Annotated in this window: 13 protein-coding genes; 8 read left to right on the top strand and 5 right to left on the bottom strand. The window is 69.4% G+C overall.

Going from position 1 to position 14870, the window contains the following annotated elements:
• Positions 1-16: 16 nt before the first annotated feature.
• The 3 genes from ABZU75_RS03620 to hutI all read right to left on the bottom strand — a co-directional run bounded on the left by ABZU75_RS03620 (position 17) and on the right by hutI (position 3252).
• Positions 17-697, bottom strand: coding sequence for a ComEA family DNA-binding protein (locus ABZU75_RS03620; RefSeq protein ID WP_355549113.1), 681 nt, complete (start codon positions 695-697; stop codon positions 17-19).
• Positions 698-1133: 436 nt separating this feature from the next.
• A complete protein-coding gene (locus tag ABZU75_RS03615) occupies positions 1134-1985 on the bottom strand; it encodes a DegV family protein (RefSeq protein ID WP_355549111.1) in 852 nt (283 codons plus the stop codon).
• Positions 1986-2043: 58 nt separating this feature from the next.
• Positions 2044-3252: an imidazolonepropionase gene (gene hutI, locus ABZU75_RS03610; protein WP_343979893.1), complete on the bottom strand. Its 1209-nt coding sequence runs from the start codon at positions 3250-3252 to the stop codon at positions 2044-2046.
• Between the two features lie 736 nt (positions 3253-3988).
• Between hutI and ABZU75_RS03605 the strand changes: the two genes are divergently transcribed.
• From ABZU75_RS03605 to ABZU75_RS03580, 6 genes are read left to right on the top strand one after another with little or no spacing between them, the layout of a single operon-like run.
• Positions 3989-4852 (top strand): STAS domain-containing protein, encoded by an 864-nt coding sequence (locus ABZU75_RS03605; RefSeq protein ID WP_355549109.1) that lies wholly within the window; start codon positions 3989-3991, stop codon positions 4850-4852.
• Entirely contained in the window at positions 4852-5232 is a 381-nt protein-coding gene (locus tag ABZU75_RS03600) for an STAS domain-containing protein (protein WP_355549107.1), read from the top strand. The genes ABZU75_RS03605 and ABZU75_RS03600 overlap by 1 nt, the downstream gene beginning before the upstream one ends.
• The gene (locus tag ABZU75_RS03595) at positions 5229-5630 is read left to right on the top strand and encodes an anti-sigma regulatory factor (RefSeq protein ID WP_350957803.1); all 402 of its coding nucleotides are present in this window, start codon (positions 5229-5231) and stop codon (positions 5628-5630) included. Before ABZU75_RS03600 ends, ABZU75_RS03595 begins: the two co-directional genes overlap by 4 nt.
• Entirely contained in the window at positions 5618-6628 is a 1011-nt protein-coding gene (locus ABZU75_RS03590) for an ATP-binding protein (protein WP_355549104.1), read from the top strand. The genes ABZU75_RS03595 and ABZU75_RS03590 overlap by 13 nt, the downstream gene beginning before the upstream one ends.
• Entirely contained in the window at positions 6625-8307 is a 1683-nt protein-coding gene (locus ABZU75_RS03585) for an ATP-binding protein (protein WP_355549102.1), read from the top strand. Before ABZU75_RS03590 ends, ABZU75_RS03585 begins: the two co-directional genes overlap by 4 nt.
• On the top strand, positions 8300-9877 hold the full coding sequence (locus ABZU75_RS03580) for a SpoIIE family protein phosphatase (RefSeq protein ID WP_355549100.1): 1578 nt from the start codon (positions 8300-8302) through the stop codon (positions 9875-9877). The genes ABZU75_RS03585 and ABZU75_RS03580 overlap by 8 nt, the downstream gene beginning before the upstream one ends.
• A gap of 61 nt (positions 9878-9938) precedes the next feature.
• Here the strand turns inward: ABZU75_RS03580 and hflX are convergent, their stop codons facing one another.
• Positions 9939-11348 (bottom strand): GTPase HflX, encoded by a 1410-nt coding sequence (hflX, locus tag ABZU75_RS03575; RefSeq protein ID WP_355549098.1) that lies wholly within the window; start codon positions 11346-11348, stop codon positions 9939-9941.
• Positions 11349-11544: 196 nt separating this feature from the next.
• Positions 11545-12234 (bottom strand): DUF4097 family beta strand repeat-containing protein, encoded by a 690-nt coding sequence (locus ABZU75_RS03570; protein ID WP_355549096.1) that lies wholly within the window; start codon positions 12232-12234, stop codon positions 11545-11547.
• Positions 12235-12466: 232 nt separating this feature from the next.
• Here ABZU75_RS03570 and aceB point away from each other — a divergent pair, with 232 nt between their 5' ends.
• Together aceB and ABZU75_RS03560 are read left to right on the top strand one after the other, a co-directional pair.
• Positions 12467-14053, top strand: a complete 1587-nt coding sequence (aceB, locus tag ABZU75_RS03565; protein WP_355549094.1) for a malate synthase A — start codon at positions 12467-12469, stop codon at positions 14051-14053.
• Positions 14054-14162: 109 nt separating this feature from the next.
• Positions 14163-14777 carry a DUF1016 N-terminal domain-containing protein gene (locus ABZU75_RS03560; RefSeq protein WP_350913199.1) on the top strand — a complete coding sequence of 205 codons (615 nt, stop codon included), beginning with the start codon at positions 14163-14165 and terminating at the stop codon, positions 14775-14777.
• Positions 14778-14870 lie beyond the last annotated feature (93 nt).

Here is a 14870-nt window from a genome sequence, read left to right as displayed (position 1 = left end):
CTCCCCGACCGGCGGATCACACGCGGACCTTGTCGCGCATCTCGGCATACTTACGGTCGCCGATGCCGCTCACGTCGCGGAGCTGCTCAACGGCGCGGAAGCCGCCATGGGCGGCGCGATACTCGGTGATGCGCCGGGCGAGCACCTCGCCCACGCCCGGTAGCCGCTCGAGTTGCTCGGCCGTGGCCGTGTTGAGGTCGACGACGGCGGTGGCGGGGTCCGCCGGGTCCACCGAGGCGGGGGCCGCCGCGACGGCGGGGCCGGTCGAGCCGACGACGATCTGCTCGCCGTCGACGAGTCTGCGCGCGAGGTTGAGAGAACCCGTGGCGGCTGCCCCGCGAACGCCCCCGGCCGCCTGGACCGCGTCGGCGACCCGGGAACCTCCGGGCAACGTGATCACCCCGGGGCGGCGGACCTTGCCGGTCACGTGAACTGTCAGCTCGGTGGCCGGCGCGGGCCGGGACCGTGCGGCGTTGACAGGCTCCGACAGCGGGGCCCCGGAGATCGGTGCCGGCGGGGCCAGCGGCTCGGGCTCCGGCTGGGACCTCCAGGCATACACGCCGCCGGCGACGGCGGCCGTCAGGGCGACGAGCAGCAGGAGGCGCAACCCCGGCCTGCCCGGACCGAGAGCCTGTCCCTGTGCGGCCACGACCTTGCGCAGTGCCTCGAAGGCCGGGGGAGGCGGCATGGAACGCATGCGCGCGGCGGGACCGTCGAGGGAGACGGCATCCTGCGGCCGGCCCTGCCCACCGGACCACGCATCCCCAGCCGAACAGGGCAGACCGGCCCCGGCCTCCCCATGAGAGAGCGGATCTCCCGAATCGGCGGGGCCTACCGGCCGGAACGGCGAGAACCGATCGTTGGGCTGCGGCAAGGCGAGCAGGTCGGTCGACCTGCGTGGGAGGGGCACGGCGGTAGGTGATCCACGCCCTGTCAGGATCCGCAGCCGCGACTCGGCTCGGAACCGCTCGATGTTCTGGCCTGTGGTCCGCACCCGCAGGACGCTACGGCGACGACACCGGGAACATCCTCACCGAACTCCGTTCTGTGGATATCCGGCCGACCGTACGGCCAGGCTGTGGACGGCGATCCGGCGGACGGGCGCCCGGACCGGGCATGCGCGCCCACGGGTGTCAGGAGGGCGGGAAGGAGACGGTGATGCCGAGCATCCCGGGGCCGACATGGGCGCCGATGACCGAACCGACCTCGACGACTGTGACCTCGACGAGTGCGGGGATGCGCCGGGGCAGGCGCGCCGCCAGCGCCTCGGCACGGGCCGCGGCGCCGAGATGCTGGACCGCGACCTCCACCGGGGCGGTGCCCGCGGCCTCGACCGCGAGATCCTCGAGACGGGCGATGGCCCGGCTCGCCGTACGGACCTTCTCCAACGGAACGATCGCGCCGTCACGGATGTGCAGGATCGGTTTGATCATCAGTGCCGAGCCGAGGAGGGTCGCCGCCGCACCGATCCGGCCTCCCCGGCGCAGGTATTCCAGGGTGTCGACATAGAAGAAGCTGCGGATCGACTCCGCACGGCGGCGGGCGGCATCCGCCACCTCCGTCCGGGTCGCGCCCGCGGCGGCGGCACCCGCGGCGGCGAGGACGGGGAATCCCAGGCCCATCGCGATGGACCTGCTGTCGATGACGTCGACCGGAACCGGTGAATCCTCGGCTCCCGCGCGGGCGGCCTCGACCGTGCCGGACATCTCCGCCGACAGGTGGATGGAGACGATGCCGGTCGCGCCTTGGGCCGCCGCCTGGTCGTAGGCGTCCGCGAAACGCCGCGGAGCGGGCCTGGAGGTCGTCACCGGAGCCCGCTCCCCGAGCGCGTCGTCCACGCTCGCGCCGTCGAGCCGCGCCATGTCGTCGAGCGACCTGCCTCCCACGACCACCTGGAGCGGTACCACGATGATTCCCAGGCGGGAGGCCTGCTCTCGCGGCAGGTAGGCGGTGGAGTCGGTGACGACGGCGACCGATGGCGACATGTCCAGAGATTACTCGGAGAAGATCAGACGAAGAAGGCCGGAGTCACGGACGTTGGACCTACTGGACGGGGGTGCCTCCACGCCAGACCCGGCGGGGCTTGAGGCCGAAGGCCCAGGCGAAGGCGCCCTCGTGGTCGGCGTCCCACTGGACGATGTCGGCCAGGCGACCTGGGGCGAGAACACCGCGGTCGGAAGCCCCGAGGACCGTGGCACCGCCGAGGGTGGCGGCGCGCAGGGCGTCGCCGACGCTCATGCCGAAGGCCGCCACCGCGAGGCTGATGACCAGTGACATCGAGGTGATGCCGCAGTGGCCCGGGTTGTGATCGCTGCCGAGGGCCACGGTGACCCCCTGGGCGAGCATCCGGCGGACGGGAGGCAGGCTGCCACGCTGGAGGGCGGTTCCCGGGCAGACCACGGCGGGGACTCCGTAGCGGGCCAGGATCGCGATGTCCTCGTCGGTGGTGTGGTGGAGCAGGTCGGCGGAGGCGCAGCCGAGCTCGGCGGCGAGCTGAACGGCGCCCCGGCGGGTGTACGCACCGGCGTGCACGCGGGGCTGCAGGCCGACGTTGCGCCCGGAGGCCAGGACCCAGCGGGCCTCTTCCGCGGTGAAGTGACCCTCGTCGCAGTAGACGTCGACGCTGTCGGCTCCCGCCGCCGCGGCGTCGGCGCACCAGGAGCCCACGGCCTCGACGTAGTCGCGCTGGCGGCCGAAGTACTCGGGCGGGACGACGTGCGCGGCCATGAAGGTCACGTGCACCCGCGGCATCATCGGCTCCTTCTCCAGCTCGCGCAGGAGCCGCACGTCGGCGAGTTCGCCGTCGCGGGTGAGGTGGTAGCCGGTCTTGGCCTCGATGGTGGTGGTGCCGCTGAGCAGCCAGTCTCGGAGCCGCTCACGGACACCGTTGCAGAGCGTCCAGGGATCGGTGCCCCGGGTGACCGTCACGGTGGAACCGATGCCGCCGCCCGCCGCGGTGATCGCGGAGGGGGTGGAACCACCGGAGCGCATCGCCATCTCGGCGTAGCGGTTGCCCGCGTAGACCGGATGGGTGTGCGCGTCGATCAGGCCGGGGGTGACCAGCGCGCCGCCCAGGTTCTCGACATGGTCGACGTCGACGATGTCGTCGACGACGCCGGGCACGCTCTGCGGTAGATCCGCGGCCCGGCCGACCCAGGCGATCCTGTCGTTGTGAACGAGGATCGCCGCGTTGCTGAACACATCGTTTCCGGTCCAGAGCCGGCCGATGTTGGTCAGAAGGCGGACCGTCATCGCATCACCGCCTTGTGTTCAGGGGAAGACGCTTGGAGGAGGAGGACCACACCCGGACGGGACGAGTCGCCCCTGACACTGCCGGGCACCGTGCCCTTCAAGCCCGCTGTGACTCCGGACGGCATCGGGGGTCTCCTGCTCTCATCCGCGTATCTGTTGTGCGGCGACAGTATCGCCGAGATCATGATCGGGCGATTTCAGTTCAGTTACGTTATTTCACAAGTCAGCCCGCTGTACAGGCTAATTGGGAAGAACGCCGCCTCACCGCGACCGCACCTCGCCCGCCGGCTCGACGATCACGCGTGGCGTTGAGCACCTTTCCACAGCTCAGACTACTTCTTCATCGTCCGTAACAGTAGTCACCAGAGCAACTTGCGTCATAACATCTCGCTAGATTTGCCTTATGGTAGCAATCTAAACCCCGGCCGACCACTGCGGCTTTCGCGGCTTTTGTACGTTTTCGCGACCACAGTGCACCCCACAGAGCCTTTCGGCGCAAGCCCCGCCATTGAAACGCGATTCGCGATCAACCTAGGCTGGTAATCGGGAGGCTTGGACCATGATCCTTACTCCCCTCCACATCGGCGGGCGGCTGCGTCGCCGTGCGGGCACCTGGGACGGCCGCGACATCGACCCCCGACACCTGCCGACCAAATCCCTAGAAAAGGCCGCAAGCAGGACGCTCCATGTAGCCTTTCGTACGAGTTGTCTGCAGGTCACACGCATAGGAGTTGCCTTGTCCGTCCACGCGGACGCCGGTCGGCGTCGCATTGAAGAACTTCTCCAGGGGCACGAGGAACGCATCCTCAAGCGCTGGCTTGAGGTCGCCGGCTCCTCCACCGGAAGCCAGGTGGATCGCGGAGGACTGGCCGAGCAGCTACGTGAGCTCTACCAGGCACTGCGTCGGTCGTTCGGCGATTCCGGCGACCTCAGCGACCTGCGTGGCCTCCTCGCCGAACTCTCCCGCGACCGCGCCCGCCAGGGGTTCACCCCGACCGAGACCGCGATCGTGGTGTTCGGCCTGAAGGAGGCGCTCTACGAAAGCGTCGAGGAGGACGCCTCCCCCGAGGCCCTGCGAGGTTTCATCTGGTTCTCCCGGGTAATCGACGACCTCGGGCTCTTCACCGTGGAGAGCTACGCGGCGGCCAGGGAGAAGATCATTATTGACCAGGCGGAGCAGTTGCTGGAGCTGTCCACCCCGGTGGTCAAGCTCTGGGACGGCATCGTCGCGGTGCCGCTGGTCGGCACGCTCGACTCGGCCAGGACCCAGGTCGTCATGGAGAAGCTGCTGCAGACGCTCGTCGACACCGGCTCCGAGCACGCGGTCATCGACATCACCGGGGTGCCTGCCGTGGACACCGAGGTCGCGCAGCACCTGCTCAAGACCGTGGTGGCGGCCCGGCTGATGGGTGCCGAGTGCGTGATCTCCGGCATCCGCCCGCAGATCGCCCACACCATCGTCACCCTCGGCATCGAGTTCGGCGACATCGTGACCAAGGCCACGCTCGCCGACGCGCTGGCCCACACCCTGCGGGCGAGCGGCGTCAGGGTCGTCAAGGGCGGGGAGTCCCGCATCGCCGTGAGAACGGTTGAGGGCTGATGGAGCGCGTACCCATCCTCAAGCTCGGCGACATCCTGATCGTCTCCATCCAGATCGACCTGCAGGACATGAGCGTGCTCGCGCTCCAGGAGGACCTGTCGGAGAGGGTGGTCGCGACCGGCGCCCGAGGGGTGATCATCGACATCACCGCCGTGGAGATCGTCGACTCCTTCATCGGCCGGATGCTGGCCACCATCGCGGCGATCTCCCGCATGCTCGACGCCGAGACGATCGTCGTCGGCATGCGACCGGCGGTGGCGATCACCCTCGTCGAGCTCGGCCTCTCCCTCGGCGGCGTGCGCACGGCGCTCAATCTCGAGAAGGGTGTCGCGCTGCTGAACCAGATCGAAAACTCCCAGACCTCTACGGCCGCCTGGTGACAACCGCCGAGGAGTTGCCCATCAACGTCAACGGCGACGTCGTGCTGGTCCGCCAGCGCGTCAGGACCGTCGCCGTGAACGTGGGCCTGTCCCTGGTCGACCAGACCAAGGTGGTGACCGCGGCCAGCGAGCTGGCCCGCAACGCCCTGGTCTACGCGGGAGGGGGACAGGTACGGGTCGAGGTCGTGCACAAGGGGGTACGGCGCGGCCTACGGATGACCTTCAGCGACAACGGGCCCGGCATCCCGGACATCGAGCAGGCGCTGACCGACGGGTGGACCACGGGCAACGGCCTCGGTCTCGGCCTCAGCGGCTCCCGCCGTCTGGTCGACGAATTCGCCCTGGAGTCGACTCCCGGTGAGGGCACGCTGATCACGGTGACGAAATGGGCACGTTGATCCGCTCGCGGCACGACGTCTGGGTGCGCGCCGAGGACGCCAGTGCGATCGGCGCGCTCCGCCGTACCGCCGTGGCGCTCGCCGAGATCCGGGGATTCGGCGAGGAGGACACCGGGCGGGTCGCCGTGGCGGTGAGCGAGGCCGCGTCGAACCTGGTGAAGCACGCGATCGAGGGGGTCATGCTGATCCGGCCGCATCCCGAACTGGACTCGGCGGTCGAGGTTCTCGCGATCGACCGGGGGCCGGGGATGCACGACGTCTCCCGTGCCCTGCGCGACGGCTACTCCACTGCGGGCACGCTCGGCATCGGGCTGGGCGGCATCGCCCGGATGGCCAGCGGATACGAGGTTCATTCCATGCCCGGCCGGGGAACCGTGCTCGGCATGTACTTCGTCGCGCAGGGCGCCCCGCGGCCCCCGTCCCAGGTGAGCGGCCTGACGCGCCCGATCGGCGAGGAAACCGTCTGCGGCGACGCCTTCGTGGTCACCGAGACCGGCACCGCGATGACCGTGATGCTCTGCGACGGGCTCGGCCACGGCCCCGCCGCCGCCCATGCCTCCCAGGAGGCGGTGCGCCTGTTCCTGCGGCACGCGGACCTCGCACCGGTCACCGCCCTGGAGCGCATCCACACCGGCCTGGGCCACACCAGGGGCGGCGCGGTCGCCGTGGCCCGCGTCGACGGCGCCGCGGGCACGGTGAGCTTCGCCGGCCTCGGCAACATCTCCGCGTGGATCGCCCACGGCGACGGCCGTCAGGGGATGATCTCGGTACCGGGCATCGCCGGCCACAAGGCCAGGACCCTGCGCCAGTACGAGTACACCGTGCCGCGGCACAGTGTCGTCCTGTTCCACTCCGACGGCCTGTCCGAGCGCTGGGACATCACCTCCTACCCCGGGCTGGTCACACGCCTCCCCTCCGTCGTCGCCGGCACGTTGCTGCGCGAGGCCGGTACCCGCAGGGACGACGCCTGCGTGGTCGCCGTCAGGCCGGGCGCATGACCGGGGACGAGCTGATCAGGGTCGGCGTCCGGGACGACCAGGACGTCTTCGCCATGCGCAGGCTCGGCCGGGAGGTCGCGGAGAGTGTCGGGTTGGAGGCCCAGGACCAGATCCGGGTGGCCACCGCGCTGAGCGAGATCGGCAGGGAACTCCTCGAGGCCGAGATCGAAGCCTCCGTCGCCTTCCGGCTGGAGCGGGACGCCCTGCTCGTCACCGTCGGCTTCTCGGCGGAGACCGGTTTCCGCCCCTCGGACGGTGTGACGCTGGCGGGGCGTCTCGTCGACCTCATCGAGGTCGATTCCGCAGAGGGAAGAATCAGCATGGTCAAACGGCTCCCGCAGGGCCGCAAGCCGAGGCTCTCGGCAGAGGAGATACGCGGCAGACTCGCCGGCGTGGCGCCCACCACCGCCCTCGACGAGCTGCGCCTGCAGAACCGCGAGCTCGCCGAGACCCTGGAGGAGGTCCTGCAGCTCAACACCGAGTTGCAGGAGACCAACCAGGGAGTGCTGGCGCTCTACAACCAGCTCTCCGAGGAACTGGAGGAGACCAACCGCGGCGTCGTGGCGCTCTATGCCGAGCTGGACGAGAAGTCCGCGCAGCTCCGGACGGCGAGCGACGCGAAGAACAGGTTCTGGGCCACGGTCAGCCACGAGCTGCGCACCCCGCTCAACTCGATCATCGGCCTGGTCCGCCTCCTGGTGGGTCCCGGCGGGGAGCCCCTGGCCGCCGAGCAGCTCCACCAGGTGAACCTCATCGGCTCCTCGGCGCAGACGCTTCTGGCACTGGTGAGCGAGCTGCTCGACATGGCGAAGGCCGAGGCCGGGCGGCTCGATCCCCAGCCCGCCATGGTCGACCTGGTGGCACTGGCGGAACGGCTGCGTATGACGCTCCACCCCACCAGCGGCAACGACGAGGTGGCGCTCACGGTGGAGATCCCGCAGGCACCGTTGGAGATGATGGTGGACGAGGTGATGCTCACCCGGATCCTGCGGAACCTGCTCTCCAACGGGCTGAAGTTCACCGAGCGGGGCGAGGTCAGGCTGGAGGTGAGCATCGACGCCGCCACCCACGACCTGGTCTTCACCGTGACCGACACGGGGGTAGGCGTGCCCGAGGAGCACCTGGAACGCGTCTTCGAGGAGTTCTTCCAGGTGCCGGGGGTGATCCAGGCACGGACCAAGGGGACCGGGCTCGGCCTGCCGTACGCCCGCAGACTGGCCGAGGCTCTGGGCGGCGGACTGCAGCTGGCCAGCACGGTGGGATCCGGAACCACGGCCACCCTGAGGCTGCCCTACCGGCACGACGAGGCCCCGATGGTCGGCCGGTTGCTCGTCGTGGACGACGACGCGGAGTTCCGCGCCACGGTACGGCGGATGCTCACCGGTTTCGCCGCGCACATCGACGAGGCCTCCGACGGGCTGGGGGCGCTGGAGACGATGGCGAAGAACCCGCCCGACCTCGCGCTGGTGGACCTGCTGATGCCCCGTCTCGACGGCACCGCGCTGATGTTGCGGATGTCCGACGACGAACGACTGTGCGGGATACCGGTGATCATCGTGACCGTCGCCACGTCACGGCAGGCCCCGGAGGGAGCACACATGGTGATCTCCAAGCAGGGGCTCCGCCGTGACACCCTGCTGGAGGCGATCGGAAGCGCTCTGGGACACGCCCATGGGTAGCGGCGGAGCGACGGTGCTGGTCGTGGACGACACCCCGACCAAGCTGTACATCCTGTCGAGCTGGCTGCGCCGCTCGGGACACCAGGTCGTGCAGGCCACCGGCGGCTTGGAGGCGCTCACCAAGGTCAGGGAGCTCCAGCCGGACCTGGTCGTCCTCGACGTACGACTGCCCGACATCAGCGGCTACGAGGTCTGTGAGCGGATCAAGGCCGACCCGGCGACGTCGTCGATACCGGTCATCCAGATCTCCGGAGCAGCGATCACCCCGGCCGACCGCGCCCAGGGGCTCGAACGCGGAGCCGACGCCTACCTGGCGGAACCGGTCGAGCCTGACGAGTTCGCCGCGACGGTCGAGGCCACGCTGCGCTACTACCGCGCCCGGCAACGGGCCGAGCTGATGGCCCGGCGGCTGGCCGCCCTCACCGAGGTCACGCTCTCGATGAACTCCGCCGAGACGTTCGACAAGCTCCTCGGCACGGCCGTCGAGGGGACCTCCAGGATCCTGGAGCGGCAGGCGGGCACGCTCGCCCTGCCTCCCGACGGCCGGACCCGCAGGTTCTCCGCCATGCCCCCGGAGAACGTCGTCGTCGCCAAGGTCGCGGCGTCGGACACGCTGAACAAGTTGAGCGCGATGTCCCTGGGCGACTCCGCGGGCACCCAGGTTTTCACGATCCCCGCCGCCGAGTGGATGGAGCTGGTGCCCGACTCGAAGATCAGCGGCGACGTCTCGGCCGTGGTCTGCCGCACCAAGCTGGGCAGGCCCCCCGTCTATCTCGGGGTGGACGGGGTCCCGCCGCTCGACGTCGACGAGTCCAACGTGCTGCGCCAGCTCGGCCAGGCCCTCGCCCTCGCCGTGGACGCGCTCCGGGCGTACGCCGAGGAGCACGCGATCGCCCTCACCCTGCAGCGCAGCCTGCTGCCGGCGCGGATCCCCGAGACCCCCGGGCTCACGATCAGCTGGCGGTACCAGCCCGCGGTCGACAACGTCGAGGTCGGCGGCGACTTCTACGAGGTCCTACGGCTGGGCCACCGGGTGCTCATCGCCATCGGCGACGTCCAGGGACACTCGCTGCTGGCCGCCACCGTCATGGCGGAGCTGCGCCACGCACTGCGTGCCTCCATCATCGGCACCTCGGACCTCGGCACGTCGATGGCCCTGCTCAACGATGTGCTGCGGCGCTACCACCCCGGTATGACCGCCACCGTCTGCCTGCTCCTGCTCGACCCGGTGACCGGGGAGATGGAGATCGCCAACGCCGGGCACATCCCGCCCCTGTTCATCGCCGACGGCCAGGCCCGCTATCACCGCCTGGGCAATCTCCTGCTGGGCGTGGCCGAGGAGAGTTACCGGGTCGACCGGGTGAACGTGCCGCGGGGAGCCGCGGTGCTGATGTTCACCGACGGACTCATCGAGGACCGCGACAAGCTGCTCGACGAGAGTCTGGAGATCGTACGGCACCTGGCCGAGGAGGCGGAGGAGGACCTGGAGGTCTTCTGCGACCGGCTGATCGAGAGGTTCGGCGCCAGGGAGGACGACGTGGCACTGGTCATGTTCCGCCGCGAGAGGTGAGGGAAGGCGTCGCCGTCCCGCCGTACCGCCCCCAAGGAGGCGGTACGGCGGAAGGAGCCGATCAGACGGTCTCGACCGGCTTGGCGGTCTTCTCCAGCTCGGCGAAGAGGCCGGGCAGAACCCTGGCGTGCAGCACCGTGCCGTCCTCGGTGTGCTCGATACCGAGGACCTCACCCTCCCCGTGCGCCCTGGAGATCAGGTCGCCGCGCTCGTACGGCACGAGAAGCCTGACCTCCTGGTCGAACCGGGGCAGCTCCCGCTCGATCACGGCCCTCAGCTCGTCGATCCCGGCGCCCGTGCGGGCCGAGACCACGACCGTGTGCTTCTCCCGCGCGGTCAGCTGGGCCAGCACCACCGGGTCGGCGGCGTCGGCCTTGTTGATAACCACGATCTCCGGGATGTCGCGGGCGCCCTCGATATCGGCGAACACCTCACGCACCGCGGTGAGCTGCGACTCGGGGTCGGGGTGCGAGCCGTCGACCACGTGCAGGATCAGGTCGGCATCGCCGACCTCCTCAAGCGTGGAGCGGAACGCCTCGACGAGCTGGTGCGGCAGGTGCCGGACGAACCCGACCGTGTCGGCCAGCGTGAACAGGCGGCCGTCGGGCGTGTGCGCCCTGCGGACCGTCGGGTCGAGCGTGGCGAACAGGGCGTCCTCGACCAGCACTCCGGCACCGGTCAGCCGGTTCAGTAGCGAGGACTTGCCCGCGTTGGTGTATCCGGCGATGGCCACGGCGGGGACCTCGCGCTGCAGGCGTCGCGCCCGCTTGGTCTCGCGGGCGGTGGTCATCTCGCCGATCTGGCGGCGTAGCTTGGCCATCCGCTCGCGGATCCGGCGGCGGTCCAGCTCGATCTTGGTCTCACCGGGACCGCGACCGCCCATGCCGACGCCGCCCGCGGCGCGCCCGCCGACCTGGCGGGACAGGTTGCCACCCCAGCCTCGCAGGCGCGGCAGAAGGTAGTTGAGCTGCGCGAGCTCGACCTGGGCCTTGCCCTCGCGGCTCTTGGCGTGCTGGGCGAAGATGTCGAGGATCAGCATGGTCCGGTCGATGACCTTGACCTTGACCGTCTCCTCGAGCTGACGGAGCTGGCCGGGGCTCAGCTCACCGTCGCACACCACGGTGTCGGCACCGGTGGCGGAGACGATGTCGGCGAGCTCCTGCGCCTTGCCCGAACCGATGTAGGTCGCCGTGTCGGGCTTCTGGCGGCGCTGGATCAGCCCCTCCAGCACCTGTGAACCCGCGGTCTCGGCGAGGAGCTTGAGCTCCAGGAGGGAGTTCTCGGCGTCGATCGCCGTACCGGAGGTCCAGACGCCGACCAGGACGACCCGCTCAAGTCGCAGCTGGCGGTATTCGACCTCGGTGACGTCTTCCAGCTCCGTGGAGAGGCCCGCCACCCGGCGGAGCGCCTGGCGCTCGGCCAGATCCATCTCACCGGTGTCGAGCAGGTCGTCGAATCGATCGATGTCCATGTCCAGCGGCTCACGAGTGTCTATGTCGTCGCTCCATTCAGATGGTGGGTCCGTCGTTCTTCTCATATGAGTGAACGCCCGAACACCCCGGGTCTCTTCCCCCCGATGGTGCCATGGGAACCGCTCCGTCATCACCTGGTTATCACCGCTCCGTCCGCCGACCGGCGCGGTGCCGGTGTCGGTGTCGGTGTCGGGTTCAGGAGAGCAGAACCCGGGCGTCGCCGGAGCCGGTCTTCAGCGTGATCTTGTGCGGCGCCGAGGGGTCCCTGACGACCTCCACGGTCTCGTCGCCGGAGCCGGTCTCGGTGGTCACGTCGTAGCCGCCCTTGGGAAGGTACGCGGCCACGTCGCCGGAACCGGTCTTGATCTCCACCCTGTCGGGCATGACCGCGAACCTCGCCTCGACCTCGCCGGAGCCGGTGTCGGCGGTGAACTGCTTGGAACCCAGGTTTCCCGCCTCGATGTCGCCGGAGCCGCTCTCGGCGCTCACTCCCCCGGTCAGCCCACGCAGCGTGATGGTCCCGGAACCGGTGTCGAGTTTGGCCGTCAGACCTGGCGGGATCTCGACCTTGTAGTCGACCGAGCAGCTCATCCCGTCGCAGCGGTGCCGCAGGGCGAGCGTGCCGCCGTCCACCGGATGCTCGGTGGTGGGCCTGTCGCCGCCGCGCCAGTGGATGGTCTCGGTCACGTGGACGGCCTGCCGGTCCGACTCGGTGACCACGATGTCGCCCGAGCCCGTGGCGACGTCCAGGGCCGTCACCCTGCCGGTGACGTCGTAGGAGACGACGTCCTGCTGCCGGTCACGGAAGTCCAGGGCGAACTCGCACCCCGAGAGCATGAAAACCGCCCCCAACAGCCCACCGGCGACGAGCGTGTTCCTCTTCATGCGCTCAATCCTCGACTTCCCGGGAAGTCTCCGCTTCCCATTCGCGACTTGTCCGTCCTCTCCCTCTACCGGGAGGCGCTGATCCAACTGTCTCCCAGTACATCCCCCAGATCATCGGGGAATTCCCCGAGCGACCCCTGAGGAGGACCCTGCCTTTGACCGAGAACCGGCCGTCAAGTAGCGTCTATTCCACAATTCAGAAGTGGTTTTCCATGATACGGAAAGAGGGCTCATGGACGGTGTTGAGATCAGTGGCCCCGGTCAGGACCGTTTTGACGAGATCCTCACGCCGGAGGCACTGGCCTTCGTGGCCACCCTCCAGCGCGAGTTCAACGACCGGCGTCTGGAGCTGCTCCAGGCCCGCCAGGACCGTCAGGCGGAGCTGTCGGCGGGCGGCACCCTCGACTTCCTGCCCGAGACCAGGCACGTGCGCGAGTCCGAGTGGCACGTCGCCCCGCCCGCGCCCGGCCTGGAGGACCGCCGCGTGGAGATCACCGGCCCGGTCGACCGGAAGATGACGATCAACGCACTGAACTCCGGCGCCAAGGTCTGGCTGGCCGACTTCGAAGACGCCAACGCTCCCACCTGGGAGAACACCATCAACGGCCAGCTCAACCTCCGCGACGCGCTCGACCGGACCATCGACTTCTCCGCCGGGGAGAAGAGCTACGCCCTCAAGCCCGACTCCGAGCTGGCCACCATCGTGGTCCGCCCCCGCGGATGGCACCTGAACGAGAAGCACCTCACCCTCGACGGGGTGCCGTTCTCCGCCTCCCTCGTCGACTTCGGGCTCTACTTCTTCCACTCGGCGCAGCGGCAGATCGCCAAGGGCAAGGGCCCCTACTTCTACCTGCCGAAGATGGAGTCACACCTGGAGGCCCGCCTCTGGAACGACGTCTTCGTCAGGGCCCAGGAGCTGCTCGACATCGCCCAGGGCACGATCCGGGCGACGGTGCTCATCGAGACCTACCCGGCCGCGTTCGAGATGGAGGAGATCCTCTATGAGCTGCGCGACCACTCCGCCGGCCTCAACGCGGGCCGCTGGGACTACCTCTTCAGTGTGATCAAGAAGTTCCGCACCCGCGGCCGCGAGTTCCTGCTGCCCGAGCGGAACGCGGTGACGATGACCGCCCCGTTCATGCGCGCCTACACCGAACTCCTGGTCAGCACCTGCCACCGGCGCGGGGCCCACGCCATCGGCGGGATGGCCGCGTTCATCCCCTCCCGCCGCGACCCCGAGGTCAACAAGATCGCTCTGGAGAAGGTCACCGCCGACAAGACCCGCGAGTCCGGCGACGGCTTCGACGGTTCGTGGGTCGCCCACCCCGACCTGGTGCCGATCTGCCGCGACGTCTTCGACGCCGTCCTCGGGTCGCGGCCGAACCAGCTCGACCGCCTGCGCGAGGACGTCTCCGTCTCCGCCGCCGACCTGCTCGCGGTCGCCCAGACTCCCGGCGACATCACCGAGGCGGGGCTGCGCAACAACGTGGACGTGGCACTGCGCTACCTGGCCGCCTGGATGGGCGGGCTGGGCGCGGTCGCGATCCACAACCTGATGGAGGACGCGGCGACCGCCGAGATCTCCCGCTCCCAGATCTGGCAGTGGATCCACAACGACATCAAGCTCGCCGACACCGGCGCCGTGGTGACCAGGGAACTGGTCGAGCAGATCATCGACGAGGAGCTCGCCAAGATCAAGGAAGAGCCCGGATACGACGAGGCCCTTTACGACCAGGCGACCGCGCTGTTCAAGGAGGTCGCCCTGGACGACGACTTCGCGGAGTTCCTTACTCTCCCTGCCTATGCGCGTATGCCATGACATGACCGGCCCGACGGTGAGGAATCCTCATCCCCTGACGAGGATTCCTCACTCCAGGCGGTCATCGGCGGCGGATGCGGAGGCCGAGCCGAGTGGATACTTTGCGTGCATGAGTGATGACAGGAACGGCGAGGAAGCCGGTCGGGGCGACTACGGGTCGCTGCTCGACGCCGTCAAGCGCGAGATCACCGGCAGCCGGGGGCGGGTGGCCCTGCTCACCACCGATGCCGAGCTGATCCGGCAGTACTGGCGGATCGGCCGCCACATCCTCGAACGGCAGACGGACGATGACTGGGGCAGGAAGGCGGTGCCCCGGCTCTCGATCGACCTGCGCGGCGCGTTCCCCGAGGCCATGGGCTACTCGCGGACCAACCTCCTCTACATGAGGGCATTCGCGGCGGCCTGGCCGGACTCCGTCCCGCAGACCGGGCGGCCGATCCCGTGGGGCCACCACATCGTCCTGCTGGACATGCTGGACAGCCGGACGACGAGGGAGTTCTACGCGCGCAAGACCGCGGACGAGGGGTGGGCCAGGGGCGTCCTGATCACGATGATCAAAGGTCGGCTCCACCTCCGTATCCGTCACTCCCCGCCAGGCCCCGCCCGTATCTCGCCGGTCCCCGACTGCCGGTCCGCCCAGCGGGAATTCGCCGGCCTGCTGGACGAGGGCCCCAGGCACGGCAGGAACGCCGGTGCCCCCGCACTGAGCGAGAATGCGAGATGAGGGTTATGTCGTTAATCGGCCGATGCAGGCCGGTGGGCGACGGCGACGGCGTCCCCGTCGTCGCCGGACCCTCGGTCACATCGCAGGAGGAAC

Source organism: Streptosporangium sp. NPDC005286, from assembly GCF_040607515.1.
Classification (GTDB): Bacteria; Actinomycetota; Actinomycetes; order Streptosporangiales; family Streptosporangiaceae; genus Streptosporangium.
This window is presented reverse-complemented; position numbering and strand designations above follow the sequence as displayed.